Origin of the sequence: Roseburia sp. CLA-AA-H209, assembly GCF_020687575.1 — a bacterium.
Classification (GTDB): Bacteria; Bacillota; Clostridia; order Lachnospirales; family Lachnospiraceae; genus Roseburia_C; species Roseburia_C amylophila.
In genome coordinates this window covers 1-24900 of record NZ_JAJEQU010000014.1, presented here as the reverse complement: position 1 = coordinate 24900, position 24900 = coordinate 1, and the positions used below count along the sequence as shown (strand labels likewise).

At 41.4% G+C, this 24900-nt stretch carries 22 protein-coding genes and 1 other RNA gene; 22 read left to right on the top strand and 1 reads right to left on the bottom strand.

The genetic code is table 11. The annotated features are described in order from the left end of the window. Positions 1 to 2: 2 nt before the first annotated feature. Entirely contained in the window at positions 3 to 590 is a 588-nt protein-coding gene (locus LKD41_RS12165; RefSeq protein ID WP_177387627.1) for a hypothetical protein, read from the top strand. A 352-nt stretch (positions 591 to 942) separates the two neighbouring features. Here LKD41_RS12165 and LKD41_RS12160 read toward each other — a convergent pair whose 3' ends face one another. Beyond that, positions 943 to 1755, bottom strand: coding sequence for a histidinol-phosphatase HisJ family protein (locus LKD41_RS12160; RefSeq protein ID WP_177387629.1), 813 nt, complete (start codon positions 1753 to 1755; stop codon positions 943 to 945). Between the two features lie 849 nt (positions 1756 to 2604). Here LKD41_RS12160 and gap point away from each other — a divergent pair. The 21 genes from gap (at position 2605) to LKD41_RS12055 (ending at position 24597) form a co-directional block, all read left to right on the top strand. Continuing rightward, positions 2605 to 3621: a type I glyceraldehyde-3-phosphate dehydrogenase gene (gene gap / locus LKD41_RS12155; protein ID WP_022242405.1), complete on the top strand. Its 1017-nt coding sequence runs from the start codon at positions 2605 to 2607 to the stop codon at positions 3619 to 3621. A 181-nt stretch (positions 3622 to 3802) separates the two neighbouring features. After that, on the top strand, positions 3803 to 5014 hold the full coding sequence (locus LKD41_RS12150) for a phosphoglycerate kinase (protein ID WP_022242404.1): 1212 nt from the start codon (positions 3803 to 3805) through the stop codon (positions 5012 to 5014). Between the two features lie 66 nt (positions 5015 to 5080). Further along, entirely contained in the window at positions 5081 to 5833 is a 753-nt protein-coding gene (gene tpiA / locus LKD41_RS12145) for a triose-phosphate isomerase (protein ID WP_022242403.1), read from the top strand. Positions 5834 to 6028: 195 nt separating this feature from the next. Beyond that, the gene (locus tag LKD41_RS12140; protein WP_022242402.1) at positions 6029 to 6469 is read left to right on the top strand and encodes an RrF2 family transcriptional regulator; all 441 of its coding nucleotides are present in this window, start codon (positions 6029 to 6031) and stop codon (positions 6467 to 6469) included. 17 nt (positions 6470 to 6486) lie between these two features. Beyond that, complete coding sequence (gene sufC, locus LKD41_RS12135; RefSeq protein WP_227701336.1) at positions 6487 to 7239, top strand: Fe-S cluster assembly ATPase SufC; 753 nt, start codon at positions 6487 to 6489, stop codon at positions 7237 to 7239. Positions 7240 to 7242: 3 nt separating this feature from the next. Beyond that, on the top strand, positions 7243 to 8649 hold the full coding sequence (gene sufB / locus LKD41_RS12130) for a Fe-S cluster assembly protein SufB (protein WP_227701335.1): 1407 nt from the start codon (positions 7243 to 7245) through the stop codon (positions 8647 to 8649). A 21-nt stretch (positions 8650 to 8670) separates the two neighbouring features. Continuing rightward, positions 8671 to 9747: a SufB/SufD family protein gene (locus LKD41_RS12125; protein WP_227701334.1), complete on the top strand. Its 1077-nt coding sequence runs from the start codon at positions 8671 to 8673 to the stop codon at positions 9745 to 9747. A gap of 1 nt (position 9748) precedes the next feature. Further along, positions 9749 to 10960: an aminotransferase class V-fold PLP-dependent enzyme gene (locus LKD41_RS12120; protein WP_227701333.1), complete on the top strand. Its 1212-nt coding sequence runs from the start codon at positions 9749 to 9751 to the stop codon at positions 10958 to 10960. Next, complete coding sequence (gene sufU, locus LKD41_RS12115; protein WP_022242397.1) at positions 10950 to 11378, top strand: Fe-S cluster assembly sulfur transfer protein SufU; 429 nt, start codon at positions 10950 to 10952, stop codon at positions 11376 to 11378. Before LKD41_RS12120 ends, sufU begins: the two co-directional genes overlap by 11 nt. Before the next feature lie 117 nt (positions 11379 to 11495). Continuing rightward, a complete protein-coding gene (locus LKD41_RS12110) occupies positions 11496 to 12908 on the top strand; it encodes a CapA family protein (RefSeq protein ID WP_227701332.1) in 1413 nt (470 codons plus the stop codon). A 40-nt stretch (positions 12909 to 12948) separates the two neighbouring features. After that, complete coding sequence (gene gpmI / locus LKD41_RS12105; protein WP_118638855.1) at positions 12949 to 14490, top strand: 2,3-bisphosphoglycerate-independent phosphoglycerate mutase; 1542 nt, start codon at positions 12949 to 12951, stop codon at positions 14488 to 14490. 339 nt (positions 14491 to 14829) lie between these two features. Further along, positions 14830 to 15702 carry a phosphoribosylaminoimidazolesuccinocarboxamide synthase gene (locus LKD41_RS12100; protein WP_022242394.1) on the top strand — a complete coding sequence of 291 codons (873 nt, stop codon included), beginning with the start codon at positions 14830 to 14832 and terminating at the stop codon, positions 15700 to 15702. A gap of 21 nt (positions 15703 to 15723) precedes the next feature. Beyond that, positions 15724 to 17169, top strand: a complete 1446-nt coding sequence (purF, locus tag LKD41_RS12095; RefSeq protein WP_227701331.1) for an amidophosphoribosyltransferase — start codon at positions 15724 to 15726, stop codon at positions 17167 to 17169. Between the two features lie 131 nt (positions 17170 to 17300). Next, complete coding sequence (purB, locus tag LKD41_RS12090; protein ID WP_022242392.1) at positions 17301 to 18734, top strand: adenylosuccinate lyase; 1434 nt, start codon at positions 17301 to 17303, stop codon at positions 18732 to 18734. Between the two features lie 84 nt (positions 18735 to 18818). Then, positions 18819 to 20084 (top strand): phosphopyruvate hydratase, encoded by a 1266-nt coding sequence (eno, locus tag LKD41_RS12085; RefSeq protein ID WP_022242391.1) that lies wholly within the window; start codon positions 18819 to 18821, stop codon positions 20082 to 20084. A 112-nt stretch (positions 20085 to 20196) separates the two neighbouring features. Continuing rightward, complete coding sequence (secG, locus tag LKD41_RS12080) at positions 20197 to 20436, top strand: preprotein translocase subunit SecG (RefSeq protein WP_022242390.1); 240 nt, start codon at positions 20197 to 20199, stop codon at positions 20434 to 20436. A gap of 142 nt (positions 20437 to 20578) precedes the next feature. After that, on the top strand, positions 20579 to 22744 hold the full coding sequence (rnr, locus tag LKD41_RS12075; protein ID WP_227701330.1) for a ribonuclease R: 2166 nt from the start codon (positions 20579 to 20581) through the stop codon (positions 22742 to 22744). Beyond that, positions 22725 to 23192 carry an SsrA-binding protein SmpB gene (gene smpB, locus LKD41_RS12070; RefSeq protein ID WP_022242388.1) on the top strand — a complete coding sequence of 156 codons (468 nt, stop codon included), beginning with the start codon at positions 22725 to 22727 and terminating at the stop codon, positions 23190 to 23192. Before rnr ends, smpB begins: the two co-directional genes overlap by 20 nt. Positions 23193 to 23294: 102 nt before the next feature. Continuing rightward, positions 23295 to 23638, top strand: a transfer-messenger RNA (tmRNA) gene (gene ssrA, locus LKD41_RS12065). 187 nt (positions 23639 to 23825) lie between these two features. Next, complete coding sequence (locus LKD41_RS12060; protein WP_227701329.1) at positions 23826 to 24071, top strand: hypothetical protein; 246 nt, start codon at positions 23826 to 23828, stop codon at positions 24069 to 24071. A 286-nt stretch (positions 24072 to 24357) separates the two neighbouring features. Next, positions 24358 to 24597, top strand: a complete 240-nt coding sequence (locus LKD41_RS12055; protein ID WP_020994096.1) for a DUF6061 family protein — start codon at positions 24358 to 24360, stop codon at positions 24595 to 24597. Positions 24598 to 24900 lie beyond the last annotated feature (303 nt).

Genomic DNA, 24900 nt, shown 5'->3' with positions numbered 1-24900 from the left:
GAATGAATAAATTATTTGGTTTTTTCGAGTTGAAAGATTCGTTGTTACCAACAATACCATGGAAAATCTATAATAAAGATACAAAATTTGATGCAGACATATTATGGACTGTCCGAACGGCAGTTCATCATGGAGAAGACTTAAATTTGCCTAGATGTGTTGGAGCAGTAGCGGAGAAAGCTAAAATATTTGCAAAAGAAACTTCAGAGAAATATGGGGAAAATGGTATGGTAATTTATTATCCATATTTTATAGCTGAAAAAAGTGGTACATTGAATGTATATAGTAATAAAATTGTGATTGAAGCTGTAAAAGATGATTTGTGGAATTTGGTTTCTGATAGCAAATGTGATGTTACATATATTATTACAGGAGAAAACAGAGAATATTATGGAGATAAATTTTTTCTGACTAAAGATGAGCTTGATGAAATAATATCCTATGTTCGTGAAGTAAAGAGAATGTTTAGAGATGATTTATTGCAAGAAAAAAGTGTTCTTCTAGAATGGAGTTTCGCATATAAATGTAATGGAGAAAAGAAAAAGGTGGGAGATAGGTATTTGGTATTTTATGAAGCTAGAACAGTATAATATAATTTGTTTTGGAAATATTTTATTAAAAAATATATAATGTGAGAGAACTGATAGGAGATTTTTTAGTATATCAAATAAGTGGGATTATGAAATGGTTATTAATAATATAAAGTAGATATAATTTTGAAATTGAGAGTTTGAAAAAGTGTGTTGTTACATGATGTAAATTTTAGCCTAAAGAGTGAAAAATGATTTTTCGAACAGTAACCAATAAAGTGAAAGTATGAAAGAACTGTTACAAATGTTGGTTGCTGTTTTTTATATTTATGCGACAATGAGGAAAATAGGTGAGAATAATGCTATGAGAAATGTGTTGTGCATGTTTCTCATAGCATAAATATTGAAAAAATTATAGAGGAAGAAAAGCCGGTTTTCTCTTTTCGAATACAGTAAAATACTGAAAGCCTGCGGCCTTTAAAATATCCGGTACTTTTGCAAAATCAAATGCAACATGCTCCGGTTTGTGGGCATCGGCACCGATGGTAATGATTTCACCGCCTAGTTCGTGATAACGTTTTATAATATCTTCTGTTGGATTCGGATGTCCCAGACCATATTTGAAACCACCGGTATTGATTTCAATTCCTTTTCCCATATCAATGAGCTTTTCTAAAATCGCATCAATGACATCGGCATATTTCTGATAAGAATATTCAAGGTTCCGGTTTGGACCGTAGCGTACCACATAATCGATATGTCCATATACATCAAAATTATTAAATACCGCAAGATTTTCCAGGATAGATTCAAAATATTCCTGGTAAGCCTGCTGCTCGGTTTTTCCTTCAAAAAAGCGGGAGTAGTAAGGGTCTTTGCCGTGGATTACATGGGAAGAGCCGATGACAAAATCAAAGTCATATCGGCTTATCAGTTTCTGATGTTTTGCAGCAAGATGAGGCTGCAATCCAAGCTCAATGCCGGTCAGCACTTTTATTTTATCTTTGTATTGCTGTCCCAGCTTCTGGATAGTTGGGAAGTAGACCGGAGTGTCTAAGATAAATTCCGGTTCATCCTCCGGATGTTCTTTTGGATAATCATAATCCATATGGTCGGTAATGCAGATTCCGCCAAGTCCCAGTTCGATAGAGGCTTTAATCATGGATTCCGGTGAGGTCTCACTGTCGGTAGAAAAAGCAGTGTGCATATGTGTGTCCCAAAGCATAGTGTACTCCTTTCTGTGGGGTGTATGGCGGGTAAGGTTGTGCAGGTAGGGGAACTGGATGAGAAAGCTTCTTCCCAAAAGCACCGGAACGTTTGTATGTAAGAAGCCGGCACTTCAACCTGCAGTATTTTTCTTTCTTTTATAATAAGCAGTCTTTCCAATGTTTGACAGTATACTGCATTTTGTCTGCCGGCGTGCGGATACCGTGAACGGCGTCTGTTAGGGACTCGTAGAATTCCTTTTGCAACCCGGCAACGCTGGTACATGGATGTACCAGCGAGGCACAATCTGAATATGGATATGAATTTGTGCCGGTTGCCGCAAATCAAATATCTTTGCAGGAATTCTTAGAGTCCCTTCAGACAAAGTGTGGTATCCGCTGCTGGCAGACAAAAGCAGTATCCGGTCAAAGCAGCCGGAAAGACAGCCTAATTTCAAGAAAAATACTGCCCGTGAAGTGCTGCGGATTCTCACATCATAACTGTTCCAGTGTTTTCGGGAAGAAGCTTTCCCATTCCCTTCGCCTACATATTGCACAAACCTTACCCGGTGTTTACACATTTCTACTAAGAAAAATGTTACATTTTCACAAGTATAGTAAAATCTTTGTATATAATACACAGAATACTATAATAGAAATTTGACAATCTGTCAAAAGACAGTATGAAAAATGGAAAAGCTATTGTAACATTTGTTTGAAAATGAGAAAGAAGAAATAAAAATAGTGAAAAAATTAACAAAGTGATGGGAACTACTTGAACTTTCGACAAAAATTGGTTAGAATAATACCAGATTGGGTACAATCCCAAATAAAGATATTTTATATTAAATTTCTAGGAGGAATTAATAATGGCAGTAAGAGTAGCAATTAATGGATTCGGCCGTATTGGTCGTCTGGCATTCAGACAGATGTTTGGTGCTGAAGGATACGAAGTAGTAGCAATCAACGATTTAACAAGCCCTAAAATGTTAGCACACTTGTTAAAATATGATTCTTCTCAGGGTAAATATGAGCATGCTGATGAAGTATCCTGCACAGATGATTCTATCATCGTATGTGGAAAAGAAATCAAAATCTATGCATTCCCAGATGCAAACAACTGCCCATGGGGTGAATTAAAAGTTGACGTTGTATTAGAGTGTTCAGGTTTCTATACAAGCAAAGAAAAAGCACAGGCACACATCAATGCAGGTGCTCGTAAAGTTGTTATTTCTGCTCCAGCAGGTAATGACCTTCCTACAATCGTATACAACACAAACCATGAGACATTAAAAGCATCTGATACAATCATTTCAGCAGCTTCTTGTACAACAAACTGCTTAGCACCTATGGCTGATGCATTAAATAAATATGCTCCAATCCAGTCTGGTATCATGGTAACAATCCATGCTTACACAGGTGATCAGATGACTCTTGATGGACCACAGAGAAAAGGTGATTTAAGAAGATCTCGTGCAGCAGCAGTTAACATCGTTCCAAACAGCACTGGTGCAGCAAAAGCTATCGGACTTGTTATCCCAGAACTGAACGGAAAATTAATCGGATCTGCTCAGCGTGTTCCAACCCCTACAGGATCTACAACAATCTTAACAGCAGTTGTTAAGAAAGCTGGCGTTACAAAAGAAGATATCAATGCAGCTATGAAAGCAGCAGCTAACGAGTCCTTCGGATACAATGAAGACGAAATCGTATCTTCTGATATCGTTGGAATGAGATTCGGTTCTCTGTTCGATGCAACACAGACCATGGTTAACCAGGTATCTGATGATCTGTACGAAGTACAGGTTGTTTCTTGGTATGATAACGAGAACAGCTACACATCTCAGATGGTTCGTACAATCAAATACTTCAGCGAGTTAGCATAATTTACGAGAGAAACCCGCAAAGCGTGTTTCCCGTAGTTTAACGAACAATCACTGCACGGTAGACTACTTTTTTAAACGACAGGCTGCCAGAGTGCAGATAAGACTCAGGAAAAGGGTCCGGTCTTTTAGGACCGGGCTCTTTCTTGCTATTAGAAATAAAATTTAAAGGAGACTACTTAATATGTCATTAAATAAAAAATCTATAGATGATATTAATGTAAAAGGACTTCGCGTTCTTTGCAGATGTGATTTCAACGTACCATTAAAAGAAGGAAAGATTACAGACGAGAACCGTCTGGTTGCAGCGCTTCCTACAATCAAGAAATTAATCGCTGATGGTGGAAAGGTTATCCTTTGCTCCCATTTAGGAAAAGTAAAAACAGAAGAAGACAAACAGACCAAAACTCTTGCACCAGTAGCAGCAAGACTTACAGAGTTATTAGGACAGGAAGTTAAATTCGTTGTTGACCCTGAAGTTGTTGGTGAGAACGTAAGAGCAGCAGTAGCAGCTATGAACGATGGCGATGTTATCTTACTTGAGAATACACGTTTCAGACCAGAAGAGACAAAGAACGGAGAAGCTTTCTCTAAAGACCTTGCTTCTATCTGTGATGTATTTGTAAATGATGCATTCGGAACAGCTCACAGAGCACACTGTTCTAACGTAGGTGTTGCACAGTTAGTTGACACTGCAGTAGTTGGATACTTAATGCAGAAAGAAATCGACTTCCTTGGAAATGCAGTAGAGAATCCGGTAAGACCATTCGTTGCAATCCTTGGTGGTGCAAAAGTTGCTGATAAATTAAATGTAATCAACAACTTACTTGAGAAATGTGATACCTTAATCATCGGTGGTGGTATGGCTTACACATTCTTAAAAGCAAAAGGATATGAAATCGGAATCTCTTTAGTAGATGATACTAAGATCGATTATTGTAAAGAAATGATGGCAAAGGCAGAGAAACTTGGAAAGAAACTTCTTCTTCCGGTAGATGCTGTAACAATCAAAGATTTCCCAAATCCTATCGATGCTCCAGTTGAAGTAGAAACTTATGATGCAGACAAGATGCCGGCAGACAGAGAAGGCTGTGATATCGGACCTAAGACACAGACACTTTTCGCAGATGCTGTTAAGACTGCTAAGACTGTTGTTTGGAACGGACCTATGGGTGTCTTCGAGAACCCAACTCTTGCAGCAGGTACTATCGCTGTAGCAAAAGCTTTAGCTGATACAGATGCAACAACCATTATCGGTGGTGGAGATTCTGCAGCAGCAGTTAACCAGCTTGGATTCGGTGACAAGATGAGCCACATCTCAACAGGTGGTGGAGCATCCTTAGAGTTCTTAGAGGGTAAAGAGCTTCCAGGCGTTGCAGCAGCAAACGATAAATAAGTAATCAAAGCACATGCCTGTATGCAGGCAAAAGCTTATATATTTAAGAAAGAAGGACATTTTAAAATGGCAAGAAAAAAAATTATTGCCGGCAACTGGAAAATGAACAAAACTCCTAGCGAGGCAGTTGCACTGGTAAATGAATTAAAACCATTAGTAGCAAACGAAGACGTAGATGTAGTATTCTGCGTACCAGCAATTGATATTATTCCAGCAATGGAAGCAGCAAAAGGTTCTAACATCTGCATCGGTGCAGAGAATATGTATTTTGAAGAGAGCGGAGCATACACAGGAGAAATCTCTCCGGCAATGCTTACAGACGCTGGCGTAAAATACGTTGTATTAGGACATTCTGAGAGAAGAGAATACTTCGCAGAGACAGATGAGACTGTAAATAAGAAAGTATTAAAAGCTTTCGAACATGGTATTACACCAATCATCTGCTGTGGAGAGACTTTAACACAGAGAAAACAGGGTATCTACCTTGACTGGATCCGTATGCAGATTAAGATTGCATTCCAGAACGTAACAGCAGAGCAGGCTGCAACAGCAGTTATTGCTTACGAGCCAATCTGGGCAATCGGAACCGGTGAAACAGCTACTTCTGATCAGGCAGAAGAAGTTTGTGGTGCAATCCGTGCCTGCATCCGTGAAGTATATGATGAAGCAACAGCTGAGTCTATCCGTATCCAGTACGGTGGATCTGTAAATGCAGGAAATGCAGCAGAGCTGTTCGCAAAAGCTGATATCGATGGTGGTCTGGTAGGAGGCGCTTCCTTAAAGGCTGACTTCGGAAAGATTGTAAACTACAATAAATAAGCTTTTCGGAAAATAGAATATTTTCATAAGAAACGTCACGAAATGCATTATGGCATTGGTAAAATTTACCGATGAAATGCATTTGGTGGCGTTTTTTGTTTCCCGAAAAGAACAAACCAGAACCAATTCACCTATTGACATAGTAGGCGAATGGGTATATGATGCGAATGAACCAGAAAAGGAGGAATGCAGAGCATGATTTCAACCAAAGGAAGGTATGCATTAAAGGTCATGGTCGAGCTGGCGGAGCATGATGCGGAAGAATATATTCCGTTAAAAGGAATTGCCGAGAAACTGAATATTTCCCAGAAATATTTAGAGAGTATTTCGACCATTCTTTCCAAGGGACATATGATAGAAGGAGTCAGCGGCAAGAAGGGCGGTTATCGTCTGAAGCGGAAACCGGAAGAATACAGGGTTGGTGATATCCTGCGGCTGACAGAAGGAACGCTTGCACCGGTATCCTGCTTAAGAGAAGACCAGGAGCCATGTGAAAAATCAGATTCCTGCTGTACACTTCCAATCTGGAAGGGACTGGCAGATTTGATAGATAAATATTTTGATGAAATGACGCTGGCGGATGTTCTGCAGTCGAAGCAGGAAGCGGAGAAGAAAGCAGCGAAGAAGAAACAATAGATGCAGGAGGAAGAAAAATGAGCAAAGAATTACTTTTAGAGGTTAAAAATCTGAACGTCAGTGTAGAAGAAAAACATATTTTACATGACGTAAATCTTGAAATAGGAAGACATGAGACACACGTACTGATGGGACCAAACGGAACCGGTAAATCTACACTGGGTTATACACTGGTTGGTAATCCACGTTATCAGGTAGAGAGCGGAGAAATCTTTTTTCAGGGAAAAAATATTACCGGAGAGCCGGTGAATGAACGCGCAAAGAGCGGCATGTTCTTATCTTTCCAGAACCCACTGGAAGTACCGGGCGTTACCTTAAGTTCCTTTATCCGTAGTGCATTGGAACAGAAGACTGGAAAGAGAGTCCGTTTCTATGATTTTAAGAAAGAACTGGCAGAGAAAATGGAACTTTTACAGATGGATCCATCTTATGCAGAACGTGATTTGAATGTAGGATTTTCCGGCGGCGAAAAAAAGAAAGCTGAAATTTTACAGATGTTGATGTTAAAGCCGGAGCTTGCGATTTTGGATGAAACCGATTCCGGGCTGGATGTAGATGCGGTAAGAACTGTATCAAAAGGAATCGAAGAATACCAGAAGAGCAGTAGGGGAAGCCTTTTGATTATTACACACAGCACCAAGATTTTAGAGGCATTACACGTAGATTACACACACATCATGGTGGAAGGACATATTGTTAAGACAGCAGATGCTTCCCTGATTGATGAAGTAAACGAGAATGGTTTTGCAAAATACGAGCAAGGAGTGTAAGGAATGGAAGAGAAAAGCTATGTAGAAGATATCGACAGAAGCATATATGATATCCGGGATGATGAGAAGGATGCTTATAAGCTGAAAGAAGGTCTTACTCCTGAAATCGTAGAGCAGATATCAAAAGAGAAAAATGACCCTGTCTGGATGCAGAATTTCCGTTTACAGTCTTTACAGATTTACAATGAAATGGAAGTGCCAGACTGGGGACCATCGATTGAAGGACTGGACATGGAGCATATCGTAACCTATGTCCGCCCAAACACAAAGATGAAGGGAAAATGGTCTGAGGTGCCAAAGGACATTAAAGATACCTTTGAGCGTCTTGGAATTCCACAGGCAGAGAGAAAGTCACTGGCAGGTGTTGGCGCACAGTATGATTCCGAACTGGTTTATCATAATGTAAGAGAAGAAGTTGCCGCACAGGGCGTTATTTATACGGATTTGGAAAGTGCAATGCATGGTGAATATGCAGATATGATACAGAAGCACTTTATGAAGCTGGTAAAACCAAATGACCACAAATTTGCAGCATTGCACGGTGCAGTCTGGTCCGGCGGTTCTTTCGTTTATGTGCCAAAGGGTGTGGACGTAGAGATTCCGCTGCAGTCCTATTTCCGACTGAATGCAAAAGGTGCCGGACAGTTTGAACACACATTGATTATCGTAGATGAGGGAGCATCCCTTCATTTCATCGAAGGATGTTCCGCACCAAAATATAACGTAGCCAATCTGCATGCAGGATGCGTGGAATTGTATGTTGGCAAGAATGCAAAACTTCGTTATTCCACCATCGAGAACTGGTCAAAGAATATGTATAACTTAAATACCAAGCGGGCACTGGTAGAAGAGGGCGGAACTATTGAATGGGTATCCGGTTCCTTCGGTTCACATGTATCCTATCTGTATCCGATGAGTGTCTTAAAAGGAAAGGGCGCCCGCATGGAATTTACCGGTGTAACTTTTGCAGGAAAAGGACAGAACCTTGATACCGGAGCCAAAGTGGTACACTGCGCACCGGACACCAGCTCCTATATGAATACCCGTTCCATTTCCAAGGATGGTGGTATCAGTACTTTCCGTAGTTCCGTTGTGGTAACGAAGAAAGCGAAAGGCACGAAGTCAGCAGTATCCTGTCAGTCTCTGATGTTAGATTCTGAGTCCCGTTCCGATACCATTCCGGCAATGGACATCCGTACCAAGGATGCTAATGTGGGACATGAAGCCCAGATTGGAAGCATCAGTGATGAAGCAATTTTTTATCTGATGTCAAGAGGCATGAGTGAAGAGGACGCAAGAGCCTGCATCGTCAGCGGATTTGCGGATAATGTTTCCAAGGAACTGCCTTTAGAGTACGCACTGGAAATGAACAATTTGATTCGCCTTGAGATGAAGGGCAGCATAGGATAGCAGAAGGGATGTGGAAAGAGCATGGAACAAAATGTAAGTATGAAAATCAATGAATTGCCTTCTCCTACCTGGAACTGGCTGAAGGTAAATGAAACTCCGATAAAATGGAGCAATAAGATAGAACCTTGTGAGATTGCAGCAGAGGGAGATGCAGTATCTACTGAAACAGAGCAGCTTTCGGACATTGAAACCGGTGCCGGAAGAGAAGCAGATGCAATCTTTGCAACAGAAAATACTGCAAAATATCAGATTCTTGCAGATAATGCAGGACAGGATAAAACCGTAAGACTGCACATTTCCGGTAAAAAAGATGCACATACGGCAGGCTGTGTAGAGATAGTTGCAAAAGAAAACAGTACACTTACTGTTGTGATGGACAGCCGTGTGGCTCCGGATGCCACAAAAGAGGAAGACAGTATCGCAGAAGCATCTCTGGCAGTCCGTGTCAGAATGAAAGTCGAAAGCGGTGCATCTGTAAGATTAATTCAGGTTCAGATGCCGCAGGAGCATGAGACTTTATTAAGTGATATAGGCGGCAATTTAATTGGCGAAGGAGCAAAGGTAGAATATATCCAGTTGTTCCTTGGAAAAGGGAATCTCTATTCCGGATGCCGCATGGATTTGAATGGAAAAGAAAGTAATTTTGCTACAGAGACCGGATATCTTGGTCAGGCACAGCAGATTTTAGACTATAATATGGTAGCCAATCATTTCGGCGAGAAAACCATGAGTTATATCAACTCTGACGGAGCACTTCGGGGACAGGCACATAAGGTTTTCCGTGGAACCATTGATTTCAAACGTGGTTCCTCCGGCGCAGAAGGACAGGAAGAGGAAAGCGTACTTCTGCTGGGTGATGATGTGGAAAATAAGACCATTCCATTGATTTTGTGTGCACAGGAAGACGTAAAAGGAAATCACGGAGCAACCATTGGAGAATTAGATGAAGATACCATGTTCTATTTTGGCGCAAGAGGTATTGATAAGGAAGCTGCAGAACGTATTGTGACAGGTGCAAAATTGGAGCATATCTGTGATTTGATGAAGGATGAAGCAGCAGAAAAAATTGCGAAGGAAGCGCTGGAAGAGGTGATTTAGGATGTACGATTTTAAGAAGGATTTTCCTCTTTTTAAAGACCGGGATGTCATCTATCTTGATAATGCGGCAACCGCACAGAAGCCGGCATGCGTCATTGAAGCGGAAAAGGAATTTTATGAAAAACATAATGCCAATCCGCTGCGTGGATTCTATCCTTTGAGTCTGGAAGCAACCGATGCCTATGAGGCAGCGAGAAAAACAGTTCAGCAGTTTATCCATGCTGCATCTGAGACAGAAATTATATTTACCAGAAATACCACAGAGAGCCTGAATTTAGTAGCGTACAGCTATGGCTTAAATAATCTTTGCCCGGAGGACGAAATTGTGGTTTCCATTATGGAACATCACAGCAATATGCTGCCGTGGCAGATGGTGGCAAAACAGACCGGCGCAAAGCTTATTTATCTGGAATGTGAAAAGGATGGTAGCTTAAGCGAAGCAAAGCTAGACGAAGCTTTCTCCGATAAAACAAGACTGGTGGCAATCACACAAGTATCCAATGTGCTGGGACGTCCGACTCCGGTAGAGGAAATTGTGCGAAGAGCAAGAAAGAGCAATGCAGTAGTCGTGCTGGATGCAGCCCAGAGCTCCCCACATATGCCGATTGATGTGCAGAAGCTGGATGTGGATTTTCTGGCATTTTCCGGTCACAAGTTAATGGGACCGATGGGAATTGGTGTCTTATATGGAAAGAAAAAACTTTTAAAGGCAATGCCGCCATTCCTTACCGGAGGAGAAATGATAGATTCTGTAACAAGAGACGGTGCAAAATATGCAGAGCTTCCTCATAAGTTTGAAGCAGGAACCGTCAATGCAGCAGGTGCAGTGGGACTGGCAGCCGCTATTGATTATATTAATAAAATCGGTTTTGAAACCATGCAGGAGCGTGAACTTACACTTACGAAAAGAGCCTTAGAAGGACTGAAAGCAATTCCGAAGGTTCATGTGCTGGGTTCGGAACTGGCAGAAGAGCATACCGGAATCCTGACATTTACCATTGAAGATGTGCATCCACATGATGTCAGTGCAGTATTGGAATCCGATGGTGTGGCTGTCCGGGCAGGTCATCATTGTGCACAGCCATTGTTAGAGTATCTGGGCGTCCGCTCCGCAACAAGAGCAAGCCTGATGTTCTACAATACAGAAGAAGAAGTCGATGCGCTGGTGAAAAGCGTAGCAGGAGTCAGAAGGAGAATGGGATATGGAGAGTAGAAGTTTTTATAATGAAATCCTTACTGAACACAATATTCACCCGGAGTTCAAGCATGACCTTCCGGATGCCGACCTGGTATTAGAGGGCGTGAATCCAAACTGCGGGGATGACATTTTTTTAAAATTAAAATTAGATGGTGATGAAATCGTAGACGGTGCATTTGTAGGAGATGGCTGTGCTATTTCCCAGGCATCTGCCGATATTATGCTGGGCATGATTGTCGGAAAGAAGAAAGAGGAAGCACTGCATTTAGGAGAATTATTCTTAAAAATGATAAAAGGAGAAGCTTCGGATGAAGAGATTGACGAGCTGGAAGAAGCTTCGGCATTAAAGGATATTTCCCATATGCCGGCAAGAGTAAAGTGCGCTGTATTAGGCTGGCATACCTTAGAAGAAATGTTAAATGATGAGGTTTGATATAACAGAATACGCTTGCAAAATAAGGATTGTTAGAAAAAGAAAGATAGTGTATAATGTTATCGGCAATAAAGCAGGACACAAGAGACGAAAGAGGAGTTGAGCGAGGATACCGATTTGAGAAGAAAAGCTTTGCAGATGGCAGGGATAGGAATATTGTTGTTTGGAATGGTTTGCAGTGGATGTGACAGGAAAGCGCAGGTAAATGCAGAACCGGAAAGCAGCGAGAAAATAGAATATGCAGTGACGGAAACAGAAGAAGTCTCTACAGAGACGAAGAAGCTGGTGATAGAAGATTTGGATGATGCATACGAAGCACTGCTGGATTCCTGCAGCAAAGAATTTATCGGGGATTATCGGATTGACGAAAGTTTCTTAAACTGGGTTTATGCCAATTATGGAAAAGAAGCAGTATTAAATATTGCACAGGAGTCTCAGGAAGACCAGAATGTAAATGTCTGGTACGAAGAGACCGGAAATTCCATACATGTGCTGTGGCTTCTTTATTGTCAGGATACCGGCATGAATGAAGAGGATTTGCAGCAGGTTTACTGGAAGACATGCAGCTCTGAGGATGAGGTTGTGCTGGATTTTACCGGCGATATTAATTTTGCAGAAGGCTGGGGCACAACGGAACACATGGATGGACAGCCAAATGGAATCAATGACTGCTTTTCCAAAGATTTATTGCAGGAAATGAATAATGCAGACATTATGATGATAAACAATGAGTTCACCTACAGTACAAGAGGGGAACCTTTAGCTGGCAAGGATTATACTTTCCGGGCAGATCCAAAGCGTGTCGACTTGTTAGAAACATTTGGAACAGATATTGTCAGTCTTGCCAATAATCATGTCTATGACTATGGCGAAGCTGCATTGATTGATACCATAGATACACTGGAAGAAGCAGGAATTCCGTATGTAGGAGCAGGAAAAGATTTAAAGGATGCCATGCGTCCGGTATATTTTGTGGCAAATGGAAAGAAAATAGCAATTGTATCAGCTACACAGATTGAACGCTCTTTAAATTATACGAAGGAAGCAACTGAGACGACACCGGGCGTGTTAAAGACCTTAAATCCGGACAAGTTTCTGAAAGTAATAGAAGAAGCAAGAGACAACAGCGATTATGTGATTGCTTTTGTACACTGGGGAACAGAAGGAAATAACTATTTTGGTTCCGACCAGGTGGCTCTTGCAAAACAGTTTGTGGAAGCCGGTGTGGATGTCATTATCGGCGGACATACCCATTGCCTGCAGGGCATGGAATATATGGATGGCGTGCCGATTATCTACAGTCTTGGCAATTTCTGGTTTTCGGCGTCAACATTAGATACCGGCTTATCCCAGGTAATCATCCGGGATGACGGAACTATTGATTTCCGGTTTCTGCCGTGTATACAGAAGAATTACAAGACCTCACTGGTGACAGATGAAAGTGAGAAAAGACGTATTTTTGATTTTATGGAATCCCTTTCCGTGGGAATTACCATAGATGATGATGGTTATGTGACAGCAACGGAGTAATCCGTTTCAATAGAAGATTTTAAAGAAAAGAGGAAAAAACATGAGTAAAAAACCAACCGTATTGATGATTTTAGATGGTTTTGGTCTGAATGACAAAACTGAGGGTAATGCAGTAGCCCAGGCAAACAAGCCAAACATTGATGCACTGATGAAAGATTATCCATGGGTAAAAGGAAATGCCAGCGGACTTGCCGTAGGACTTCCGGACGGACAGATGGGTAACTCCGAAGTAGGACATATGAACATGGGTGCAGGAAGAATTGTATACCAGGAATTAACCAGAATTACCAAAGAAATCGAAGATGGAGATTTCTTTAAAAACGAAGCATTGCTTGCCGGCATGAAAAATGTAAAAGACAACGGTTCTGCACTTCATTTATATGGATTATTATCCGATGGTGGAGTTCACAGCCACATTACACATTTATTCGGACTTCTGGAAATGGCAAAAAAAGAAGGCTTAGACAAAGTATATGTACACTGCTTCTTAGACGGCCGTGATACCGCACCTACTTCCGGAAAAGGATTTATCGAAGAGCTGGAAGCAAAAATGAAAGAAATCGGTGTTGGTGAAATCGCAACCATCAACGGACGTTACTATGCAATGGACCGTGACAACCGTTGGGATCGTGTAGAAAAAGCATATAAAGCAATTACAGAAGGTGTTGGCGAGACAGCAGACAGCGCTGTTGCAGCAATTGATGCATCTTATGCAAAAGATGTAACAGACGAGTTCGTAGTTCCGACTGTAATTATGAAAAATGGTGCTCCAACTGCAACCGTACAGGATAACGACACCATTATCTTCTTTAACTTCCGTCCTGACCGTGCAAGAGAGATTACCAGAGCATTCTGCGCAGATGAGTTCGACGGATTTGACAGAGGCACAAGAAAGAACGTAACTTATGTATGTTTCACAGAATACGATGGAACCATTCCAAACAAAACCGTTGCATTCCACAAGGTAGAACTTACCAATACATTTGGACAGTTTCTTGCAGACAATGGCAAGACTCAGGCAAGAATCGCTGAGACTGAGAAATATGCTCATGTAACCTTCTTCTTCAACGGCGGTGTAGAGGAGCCAAACAAAGGCGAAGAAAGAATTCTGGTAAAATCTCCAAAGGTAGCAACCTATGATTTGAAACCGGAAATGAGTGCATACGAAGTATGTGATAAATTAGTAGATGCCATCAAATCTGAAAAATATGATGTAATCGTAATCAACTTTGCTAACCCGGATATGGTTGGACATACCGGAGTTCAGGCTGCAGCAATCAAGGCAGTAGAAGCAGTTGATGAGTGCGTAGGCAAAGCTGTTGCAGCATTAAAAGAGGTTGACGGACAGATGTTCATCTGCGCAGACCACGGAAATGCAGAGCAGTTAATCGATTATGAAACAGGCGAACCATTTACAGCACATACTACCAATCCGGTACCATTCATTCTGGTAAATGCAGACCCTGCATACGGTTTAAGAGAGGGTGGATGTCTTGCAGATATCGCTCCTACATTAATCGAGCTGATGGGAATGGAACAGCCAAAAGAAATGACAGGGAAATCTTTGTTAATCAAAAAATAAGACCGTAAGGGCGAAATGCAAACTACGAGAAACACGCTTTGCGAGTTTCTTAAGTTATCTCGCTGCTCGCGTAAATAAAAAGATTCTGTATCTCAAGTGTAAGGTACAGAATCTTTTGCTATAGATAAGTATTTTCCAGCACATATATTAATGATACTTATAAATAGAAAATATTAGACAAAAAAACTAATAAATTTCGCTCATTTTTCTATATGGGGCAAAAGGCGCACTTCGCCCAAATTCATTGACTTTCTAAAAGGCACTGTATTATAATTTTCCAGTAGTGTTTTTTATCATAACAAAAATTTGCGAAAGCATAAAATGGAGGACAAAAGCAGTATGCAGGAATTTAAACCATTTAAAGAAGGAAAAGTAAGAGAAGTATATGATAATGGAGAAAGCCTTATCATTGTTGCAACAGACAGAATTTCAGCGTTTGACCATATTTTAAAGAATAAGGTTACCAATAAGGGCGCAATTCTGACACAGATGTCCAGATTCTGGTTCGATTTTACAAAGGATATCGTGCCAAACCATATGCTTTCCGTTGATGTAAAAGATATGCCGGAATTTTTCCAGAATGAGAAATATGATGGCAACAGCATGATGTGCAAGAAACTGGAAATGATTCCAATCGAATGTATTGTTCGTGGATATATTACCGGAAGTGGCTGGGCAAGCTACAAAGAGAACGGAACCGTCTGCGGAATCAAATTACCGGAAGGACTTGTAGAATCCGATAAATTACCTGAGCCGATTTACACACCAAGTACCAAAGCTGAGATTGGTGACCATGACGAGAATATTTCTTTTGAACAGAGTATTGACGTATTAGAGAAAGCATTCCCGGGCAAGGGTGCTGAGTACGCAGAAAAGATTAAAGAATATACCATCGCACTTTACAAGAAATGTGCAGAATACGCATTAAGCAAAGGAATCATCATTGCAGATACCAAGTTTGAATTTGGTCTCGATGAGAATGGAAATGTAGTTTTAGGTGATGAGATGCTGACACCGGACAGCTCCCGTTTCTGGCCATTAGAAGGATATAAACCGGGACAGGGACAGCCTTCTTATGACAAACAGTTTGTAAGAGACTGGTTAAAAGCAAATCCAGACAGTGATTATCTCCTTCCGGATGAAGTAATTAAGAAGACAATTGAGAAATACGAAGAAGCATTTGAATTACTGACCGGTAAGAAATTTGCTTAAAAATATAGTCAGGAGAACCCTATGAATAACAATGAATTAAAGGAAAGCCCATGGGACGGCCTGCATGAAGAATGTGGCGTCTTCGGCATGTATGATTTTGACGGAAATGATGTGGCTTCCAGTATTTATTATGGTCTGTTTGCATTACAGCACAGAGGACAGGAGAGCTGTGGTATTGCAGTAAGTGAGACAAACGGACCGAAGGGAAAAGTTACTTCCTATAAAGATATGGGACTGGTAAACGAAGTATTTACCGGAAAACAGTTAGAAGCAATGAAAGGTGATATCGGAGTCGGTCATGTCCGCTATTCCACTGCAGGTTCTTCCACCCGTGAGAATGCACAGCCGCTGGTATTGAATTATGTAAAAGGTACGCTGGCATTGGCACACAACGGAAACCTCATCAATGCGAAGGAGCTTCGCAAAGATTTGGAATATACTGGAGCAATTTTCCAGACCACCATTGATTCTGAGGTAATTGCTTACCACATTGCAAGAGAGCGTCTGAATTCCAAGACAGCCGAGGAAGCAGTACGCAGAGCCTGCCAGAAGTTAAAAGGAGCTTATGCGCTGGTTGTAGCCAGCCCTCGTAAGCTGATTGGCGCAAGAGACCCATATGGCTTCAAACCCCTTGTAATCGGAAAACGTGACAATGCTTATATCATTACTTCTGAGACCTGTGCCTTGGAGACCATTGATGCAGAGTATGTCAGAGACGTATTGCCGGGAGAAGTGGTAACAATTTCACCGGAAGGCGGCATTCAGTCTGATATGACTATGTGTCTTCCAAAAGAACAGGAAGCACGTTGTATTTTTGAATACATATATTTTGCGAGACCGGACAGCCATATTGACGGAGTCAGCGTTTATGCATCCCGTATCCAGGCAGGACGTTTCCTTGCAATGGATTCACCGGTAGATGCAGACCTGGTAGTAGGAGTACCGGAGTCCGGAAATGCAGCAGCTCAGGGTTATGCCCTGCAGTCCGGAATTCCATATGGAACTGCTTTTGTAAAAAATGGTTATGTGGGACGAACCTTCATCAAACCAAAGCAGAGCAGCAGAGAATCCAGCGTAAGAGTAAAATTAAATGTACTGGCAGAATCAGTCCGTGGCAAGCGTATCATTATGATTGACGATTCCATCGTGCGTGGAACTACATCTGACCGTATTGTAAATATGTTAAAAGAAGCCGGTGCCACAGAAGTGCATGTAAGAATCAGTTCCCCGCCATTCTTATGGCCATGTTACTTTGGAACCGATATTCCGGAGCGGGAACAGTTGATTGCCTATAACAGAACCATCGAAGATATCCGGAAGATAATCGGTGCAGATTCTTTGGGATACTTAAAGATAGAGCGTCTGGAGCAGATGGTAGGAGGACTTCCAATCTGTAAAGGATGCTTTACCGGAAAATATCCGATGGAGCCGCCAAAAGAGGATATTCGTGGTGACTATGAGCGATAAAGCAGACTGACACAGCAGTCATCCGGTTGCCGGGCAGGATGTTCATGATTGCATGAAACAGACTGCATCGGACAGCCGGGCGGAGCACTGTGTAATTTATTTATATTATTTTAAGAAAAAGGAGCACACATATGAGTACCGATAGATATAACAGCCCATTATCAGAGCGTTATGCCAGCAAAGAAATGCAGTACATCTTTTCCCCGGATATGAAATTCCGTACCTGGAGAAGACTTTGGATTGCACTGGCAGAAACCGAGAAAGAACTTGGACTTGATATTACACAGGAACAGATTGACGAATTAAAGGCACACAAGGATGACATCAACTATGATGTGGCAAAGGCAAGAGAAAAAGAAGTCCGTCATGATGTTATGTCCCATGTATATGCTTACGGCGTACAGTGTCCGAAAGCAAAAGGAATCATCCATTTAGGAGCAACCTCCTGCTACGTTGGAGATAATACCGATATCATCATTATGTCAGAGGCATTAAAACTGGTTCGTAAGAAATTAGTAAATGTCATTGCAGAACTGGCAAAATTTGCAGATAAATATAAGAATCAGCCGACACTGGCATTTACCCATTTCCAGCCGGCACAGCCAACTACCGTTGGAAAACGTGCAACACTGTGGTGCCAGGAATTTATTATGGATTTGGAAGACTTAGATTATGTATTAGGCAGCCTGAAACTTTTAGGTTCCAAGGGAACCACAGGAACACAGGCAAGCTTTCAGGAACTTTTTGACGGAGATCAGGAAACCATCGATAAGATTGATCCGATGATTGCACAGAAAATGGGCTTCAAGGAGTGCTATGCAGTATCCGGACAGACCTATTCCAGAAAAGTAGATACCAGAGTTGCCAACATTTTAGCAGGCATCGCAGCAAGTGCACATAAGATGTCCAATGACATCCGTCTTCTGCAGCACCTGAAAGAAGTGGAAGAACCGTTTGAGAAGAGCCAGATTGGTTCCTCTGCAATGGCATATAAGAGAAATCCAATGCGTAGTGAACGTATTGCATCCCTTTCCCGCTATGTCATGATTGATGCATTAAACCCGGCAATTACATCCGCAACCCAGTGGTTTGAGAGAACTCTTGATGACTCTGCAAACAAGCGTCTTTCCATTCCGGAAGGCTTCCTTGCAATCGACGGAATCTTAGATCTTTGCTTAAATGTAGTAGACGGACTTGTTGTATATGAAAAAGTTATTTACAAACATATGATGAGCGAGCTTCCATTTATGGCAACCGAAAATATTATGATGGATGCTGTAAAAGCTGGTGGTGACCGTCAGGAATTACATGAGAAGATTCGTGTACTTTCCATGGAAGCAGGCAAAAATGTAAAACAGGAGGGTAAAGAGAATAACCTTCTTGAGCTGATTGCAGCAGAACCTGCATTCCATACAACCTTAGAAGAGCTGAAGCAGAATATGGACCCTGCAAAATATGTAGGAAGAGCACCAATTCAAGTAGATGCCTTCTTAAAGAATGTGGTACAGCCGATTTTGGATGACAACAAAGAGATTCTTGGTATGACAGCCGAGATTAACGTATAATCGAATTATTTCGAAAGAATAAAAAATCTTCTTTTGGAGATACTGAACTATTAATTCAGAATATTTTCAAAAGGAGATTTTTTTATGGCTGTAAAAATGACGATTACACGAATCCATGCAAGAGAAATATTAGATTCCAGAGGAAATCCCACAATAGAAACAGAAGTAACTGTGGAGACAGAGACAACCGGAAAGAAGTCGACTGCCCGGGCGGCAGCACCTTCCGGAGCCAGCACTGGAGAATTTGAAGCCATTGAATTAAGAGACGGCGGCGAGCGTTATGGTGGAAATGGTGTGCAGCAGGCGGTGGAAAATGTAAATACAAGAATTGCAAAAGCACTGATAGGCAGAAACGTATTGCGGCAGGAAAATCTAGATGCACTGATGCTGGAACTGGATGGAACAGAAAACAAAGGAAGCCTTGGTGCCAATGCAATCTTAAGTGTGTCCTTAGCCTGTGCTAAAGCAGCGGCAAAAGCATTACAGATGCCGCTTTACCGCTATGTGGGCGGCGTAAATGCAGTGACGATTCCGGTGCCGATGATGAATATTTTAAATGGCGGCGCACATTCCGATAATAATCTGGATGTTCAGGAATTTATGATACTTCCAATTGGAGCCGACAGCATTACGGAAGGAATCCGCTGGTGTGCAGAAGTCTATCATCATTTGAAAAAATTATTAAAGAACCGTGGGTTGTCTGTGGCAGTGGGAGATGAAGGCGGTTTTGCTCCGAACATTGCAAATGAGGAGGAAGCCATCCAGCTTATTATGGAAGCCATTACCAAAGCAGGGTACAGCTGCGGCAGAGGCAAGCAGTTTATGATTTCTCTGGATGCAGCCGCCAGTGAATGGAAAGGAAATGCACCGGGAGAATATTATCTGCCGAAATCCGGCAAGCGTTATACCACGGATGAACTGATTGTTCATTGGGAAAAGATGATTCGCCGTTTTCCGATTTATTCCATTGAAGACCCGCTGGATGAAGAGGATTGGGATGGCTGGAAACGTCTGACAGAAAAAGTGGGAGATAAAGTGATTCTGGTAGGCGATGATTTATTTGTCACGAATCCGGTGCGCCTGAATAAAGGAATTTCCATGGGATGCGGTAATGCGATTCTGATTAAGCCAAACCAGATTGGAACGCTCTCAGAAACTATGGAAGCCATCCGCATGGCAAAAGAACATGGTTATGAGACCATCATGTCCCACCGGAGCGGCGAGACCGAGGATACGACCATAGCGGATTTGTCAGTAGGGCTTGGCAGTGATCTGATTAAAACAGGAGCACCGTGCCGTGGCGAGCGGACGGCAAAATATAATCGTCTGATTCGGATCGAAGAATCGTAATAGATTTCAGCAAAATTTCAATACAAATGCGAAATAAGTGGTTGTAATTTGTCCGTGTGTATGATATACTGTCAAAGTTACGAGTATTATAAATCCACAGGAGGTGTCATTCGTGGCAGTTTTAAAAACGGTTTTAACAGTTGTATTTATTATTATATGTATCGCATTGACAGTAATTATTCTTCTTCAGGAAGGTAAGTCCGCAGGACTTGGAGCAATCAGCGGAGCAGCTGATACTTATTGGGGCAAGAATAAAGGTCGTTCTATGGAAGGAATGTTGGTAAAGGTAACCAGAGTACTGGTAATCTTATTCCTGTTAATTTCCATCGTACTGAATATTGGAAGTTTCTAAGAACCAAAGAGCTGTCGTGTGAACGACAGCTTTTTTTACTTTACAGGAATTGCTTTCCTGTAAAGTAAAAAAAGCTCCGCGAGAATGTGACAAGGCACATTCTTTGTTTCATGAGCAGCGAGAAAAAATAGGAAAGAAAAGAATGGATAGAGAAGCACTGGAAAAAAGAAAGAAAATTGTATATGAGTTTATCTGTGATGACTTATATGTCCCGATGAAAGCCAAAGAGATTGCAATGATTCTGCAGGTATCCAAAGAGCAGCGGGAAGAGCTGCATGCGGTTTTGGATGCTTTGCTGGAAGAAGGTAAGGTAGAGCTGACCCAGAAGGGCAAATATGTAAAGGCTTCCGGAAGATTCTTAACCGGTGTTTATACCGGAAACAGCAGAGGCTTTGGCTTTGTGACGGTAGAGGGTGAAGAGGAAGATATCTATATCCCGGAGGAGAATACCAACGGAGCCATGCATATGGACACTGTATCTGTTGCAGTAAATCCGCAGAAGACCGGAAAACGCCGGGAAGGCAGAATTATAAAAATTATATCCAGAGGTCTGCATCAGATTGTCGGAACTTATCAGAGCAGTAAGAACTTCGGATTTGTGGTACCGGATAACCAGAAGCTGGCACAGGATATTTTTATTCCAATCGAACGCTCCAAAGGAGCAGTAGATGGACACAAAGTTGTCGTTGAGATTACCGATTATGGTAAAAACGGTAAGAAACCGGAGGGAAAAGTTGTTGAAATACTTGGTCATATCAATGACCCGGGAACAGATATTTTATCCATTGTAAGAGGCTTTGACCTGCCGACAGAATTTGCACCGAAGATTATGAAACAGGTGGAAAATGTAGCCAAAGAAGTCAGTGAGGCTGATATGGCAGGCAGGGAAGATTTGCGGGACTGGCAGATGGTGACAATCGACGGAGAAGACTCCAAAGATTTGGATGATGCGGTATCCCTTACTATGGATGGAGAAAATTATATTCTGGGTGTGCATATTGCAGATGTGTCCAACTATGTGCAGGAGCACAGTGCACTGGATGTGGAGGCATTGAACCGCGGAACCAGTGTATATCTCGTTGACCGTGTGATTCCTATGCTGCCCCATGCATTGTCCAATGGAATCTGTTCCCTGAATGCAGGAGAGAACCGGCTTGCATTGAGCTGCATCATGACCATTAACCCGAAGGGCAAGGTCATTGACCATAAAATTGTAGAGTCTGTGGTAAAAATTGACCGCAGAATGACTTATACAGCGGTAAAAGAAATTTTAGAAGACCATAACGAAGAAACAATTGCAGCGTATCGGGACCTGGTTCCGATGTTTGAAAAAATGGGAGAACTGGCAGCACTGCTTCGAGGAAATCGTATGAAACGCGGTTCGATTGATTTTGATTTTCCGGAAACGAAAATCCTTTTGGATAAAAATGGCAGACCATTGGAAATCAAGCCATATGACAGAAATACAGCTACAAAATTAATTGAAGATTTCATGTTGATTGCCAATGAGACGGTGGCACAGGAATTTTTCTGGCAGGAGATACCATTTCTCTATCGTACCCATGAGACACCGGACGAAGAAAAAATCCGAAAACTTGCAACATTAATCGGAAATTTCGGATATACACTGCATATTAGCCAGGAGGAAATTCACCCGAAGGAATTGCAGAAGCTGTTAGGAAAAATCGAAGGAACACCGGAGGAAGCATTAATCAGCCGGCTGACCCTCCGTTCCATGAAACAGGCAAAATATACCACAGAAAACACCGGACATTTCGGACTGGCAGCAAGCTGCTATTGTCATTTTACATCGCCAATTCGCCGTTATCCTGATTTACAGATACACCGTATCATCAAGGAAACATTGCGGGGCAGGATGAATCATAAGCGGATGGCGCATTACGAAACGATTCTGCCGGAAGTAGCCAAACATTCCAGCGAGACAGAACGTCGGGCAGATGAGGCAGAGCGTGAGACTGAGAAGCTGAAAAAAGCACAGTATATGGCAGAGCATATCGGAGAAGTCTATGAAGGCGTTATTTCCGGGGTGACATCCTATGGAATGTATGTAGAATTGCCAAATACCGTGGAAGGGCTTGTGCATGTAACCAGTCTTACCGATGATTATTATCAGTATTTTGAAGACACTTTTGAACTGGTGGGCGAAGTAACAAACCGCCATTACAAGCTGGGACAGAAGGTATATATCCGGGTAATCGGTGTAGATGAAATTGTAAGAACCATCGATTTTGAATTGGCAGAGGCAACAGGAACAGGAGAAATGAAGAATGGGAAAAGAATCGATTAAGATGATTGCCAATAATAAGAAGGCAAGACATGATTATTTCTTGGAAGAACTTTATGAGGCAGGAATCAGCCTGCATGGAACAGAAGTAAAATCACTCCGTATGGGAAAATGCAGTATCAAGGAGTCTTTCATACACATTGAACATGGGGAAGTCATCATATATGGTATGCATATCAGCCCATATGAAAAGGGAAACATTTTTAACCGTGATCCGCTTCGTCCGAAGAAGCTTCTGATGCACAAAAACGAGATTCGTAAATTAGAGCAGAAGATTAAGGAAAAAGGTTATACCATTGTTCCGGTGGAAGTATATTTCAAGGGAAGTCTGGTAAAAGTCCAGATTGCGCTTGCAAAAGGTAAGAAGCTTTATGATAAGCGGAATGATATTGCAAAGAAAGATATGCGCCGTGAAGCAGAGCGGGATTTCAAAGTAAGAAATCTTGGTTAATAGGCGGATAAAAATTGTCAGTTAATGGCAATACAAACAGTGGTTCTATCTTTGCCTCTTGCAGGAATAGCGGAGGCAGGTTATAATAGAATAAATATATAAGGGCTAGTAAAGGTTTCGACAGGGATTATGAAGCTGGAGAAGCGAGCCGCAGGGTGATGCGTTAAATTCCAAACTTAAAATTAAACGCTAACGATAATAAATTAGCTTACGCTGCCTAATGGCAGCAGTCTGACCTAGAGCACTCACACTTTAGGACCCAGGCTTCGACTATGTGAGAAACGACACGGGCAAAGCTTTGAACCCGTGGGCGTATGATGAAGCTACTGAAACAGTTACGGTGTTCATACCGGAATTGCAGAGGGAATGTCAAATTATGAACTACGCTCGTAGAAGGACAGGGGATTGGTTTTTGGACACGGGTTCGACTCCCGTCTAGTCCACTAAAGCTGAACAAGTCGAACTCTGTATATGATATTATCGTATACAGGAATATGTTTGGTTTGGTGTATCGAAGAAAATAAAAGTAACGGCATTGTATGGTTGCGAAAGTGATATATAATGCCGTTATTTTTAAGATATAATGCGGATTTGAATTTGACAAATCGGAATTTGGCAAAGGAGTGTGATTGTATGAAAAAGAAATTCTTTGTGGTAATTGCAATTATAGTTGTTTTAGTAATCCTATTAACCCCTGTTCGTATGAACTTAAAAGACGGCGGAAGTGTTAGGTATAAAGCATTAGTGTATGAGGTTACAAAAATACATCGACTTGCACCAGAAGTAGATGGTGTAAAACCATATATTGATGGGTTCGAAATTAAAATATTCGGAATGACAGTTTATAGAGAAACAAACGAATTGACAAATTCAAGTTGATATTTCACATATTTTAGGAAATTTAATAACTGTTATATTTGATTATCAAATTCTTCGCAAACCCTTGAAAATACTAAGTTTGTAGCAAGTGAACTTTCCCTTACTCTTTCCCTTGTGTTACATTTTCCCATTGCTTTTCATGAACCTTAATATGGGAAAAATTAAGGGAAAGAAAATTTCATAACACAATATAACATATAACAATAACGACATGGTGAACTGATTGAAATGTTTTCGATATTTAACTCTGTAACTGATTATCAAAAGAAAATGGAGATAAGATACGATGAGAACAATTTATGCAGAATATAATATAAACCACGATAGTATTGATGTTTACACAAGTGCTGGATATATGCTTCGCATTGATTGCTGGGAAGCTGAAAAAAATTTAAAAACCACATATGGATCAGAATGTGCGCTTACTTCATTGGCTGTGGATGAGCCTTTGGAATATGCAAGATTATATCTTGATGGCAATTTACAGATGTGGGTGGATGCAGAAGATTCATTAGAACTTTATTAAGCAAGAAGTGAGATAGTGTTGTAGGGAGTTTCCTGTAGTTAAAGATACCACACCCGATATGATGAACCCACGCTTATACACTACCAGCTATGATAATCGAGTAGGAGGAATTTCTCTTAAATGAGAAATTCCGACCTCTCACACCACCGTACGTACGGTTCCGTATACGGCGGTTCAATCAACTTAACAAATAACACACTTTTCGGTGTAGTAATCTAACATTGAGATTAGTCCAAATGAGGCTAATCTTTTGTTACTTATAGCAACATTTACTGCGCCTTTGTTACATACATAAGCTATTCT

What these genes read in the sequence shown, in the direction of transcription:
- LKD41_RS12165 (WP_177387627.1), top strand. Translation starts at nt 3, where the DNA reads ATGAATAAATTATTTGGTTTTTTCGAGTTGAAAGATTCGTTGTTACCA.
- LKD41_RS12160 (WP_177387629.1), bottom strand. Translation starts at nt 1,755, where the DNA reads ATGCTTTGGGACACACATATGCACACTGCTTTTTCTACCGACAGTGAG.
- gap (WP_022242405.1), top strand. Translation starts at nt 2,605, where the DNA reads ATGGCAGTAAGAGTAGCAATTAATGGATTCGGCCGTATTGGTCGTCTG.
- LKD41_RS12150 (WP_022242404.1), top strand. Translation starts at nt 3,803, where the DNA reads ATGTCATTAAATAAAAAATCTATAGATGATATTAATGTAAAAGGACTT.
- tpiA (WP_022242403.1), top strand. Translation starts at nt 5,081, where the DNA reads ATGGCAAGAAAAAAAATTATTGCCGGCAACTGGAAAATGAACAAAACT.
- LKD41_RS12140 (WP_022242402.1), top strand. Translation starts at nt 6,029, where the DNA reads ATGATTTCAACCAAAGGAAGGTATGCATTAAAGGTCATGGTCGAGCTG.
- sufC (WP_227701336.1), top strand. Translation starts at nt 6,487, where the DNA reads ATGAGCAAAGAATTACTTTTAGAGGTTAAAAATCTGAACGTCAGTGTA.
- sufB (WP_227701335.1), top strand. Translation starts at nt 7,243, where the DNA reads ATGGAAGAGAAAAGCTATGTAGAAGATATCGACAGAAGCATATATGAT.
- LKD41_RS12125 (WP_227701334.1), top strand. Translation starts at nt 8,671, where the DNA reads ATGGAACAAAATGTAAGTATGAAAATCAATGAATTGCCTTCTCCTACC.
- LKD41_RS12120 (WP_227701333.1), top strand. Translation starts at nt 9,749, where the DNA reads ATGTACGATTTTAAGAAGGATTTTCCTCTTTTTAAAGACCGGGATGTC.
- sufU (WP_022242397.1), top strand. Translation starts at nt 10,950, where the DNA reads ATGGAGAGTAGAAGTTTTTATAATGAAATCCTTACTGAACACAATATT.
- gpmI (WP_118638855.1), top strand. Translation starts at nt 12,949, where the DNA reads ATGAGTAAAAAACCAACCGTATTGATGATTTTAGATGGTTTTGGTCTG.
- LKD41_RS12100 (WP_022242394.1), top strand. Translation starts at nt 14,830, where the DNA reads ATGCAGGAATTTAAACCATTTAAAGAAGGAAAAGTAAGAGAAGTATAT.
- purF (WP_227701331.1), top strand. Translation starts at nt 15,724, where the DNA reads ATGAATAACAATGAATTAAAGGAAAGCCCATGGGACGGCCTGCATGAA.
- purB (WP_022242392.1), top strand. Translation starts at nt 17,301, where the DNA reads ATGAGTACCGATAGATATAACAGCCCATTATCAGAGCGTTATGCCAGC.
- eno (WP_022242391.1), top strand. Translation starts at nt 18,819, where the DNA reads ATGGCTGTAAAAATGACGATTACACGAATCCATGCAAGAGAAATATTA.
- rnr (WP_227701330.1), top strand. Translation starts at nt 20,579, where the DNA reads ATGGATAGAGAAGCACTGGAAAAAAGAAAGAAAATTGTATATGAGTTT.
- smpB (WP_022242388.1), top strand. Translation starts at nt 22,725, where the DNA reads ATGGGAAAAGAATCGATTAAGATGATTGCCAATAATAAGAAGGCAAGA.
- LKD41_RS12060 (WP_227701329.1), top strand. Translation starts at nt 23,826, where the DNA reads ATGAAAAAGAAATTCTTTGTGGTAATTGCAATTATAGTTGTTTTAGTA.
- LKD41_RS12055 (WP_020994096.1), top strand. Translation starts at nt 24,358, where the DNA reads ATGAGAACAATTTATGCAGAATATAATATAAACCACGATAGTATTGAT.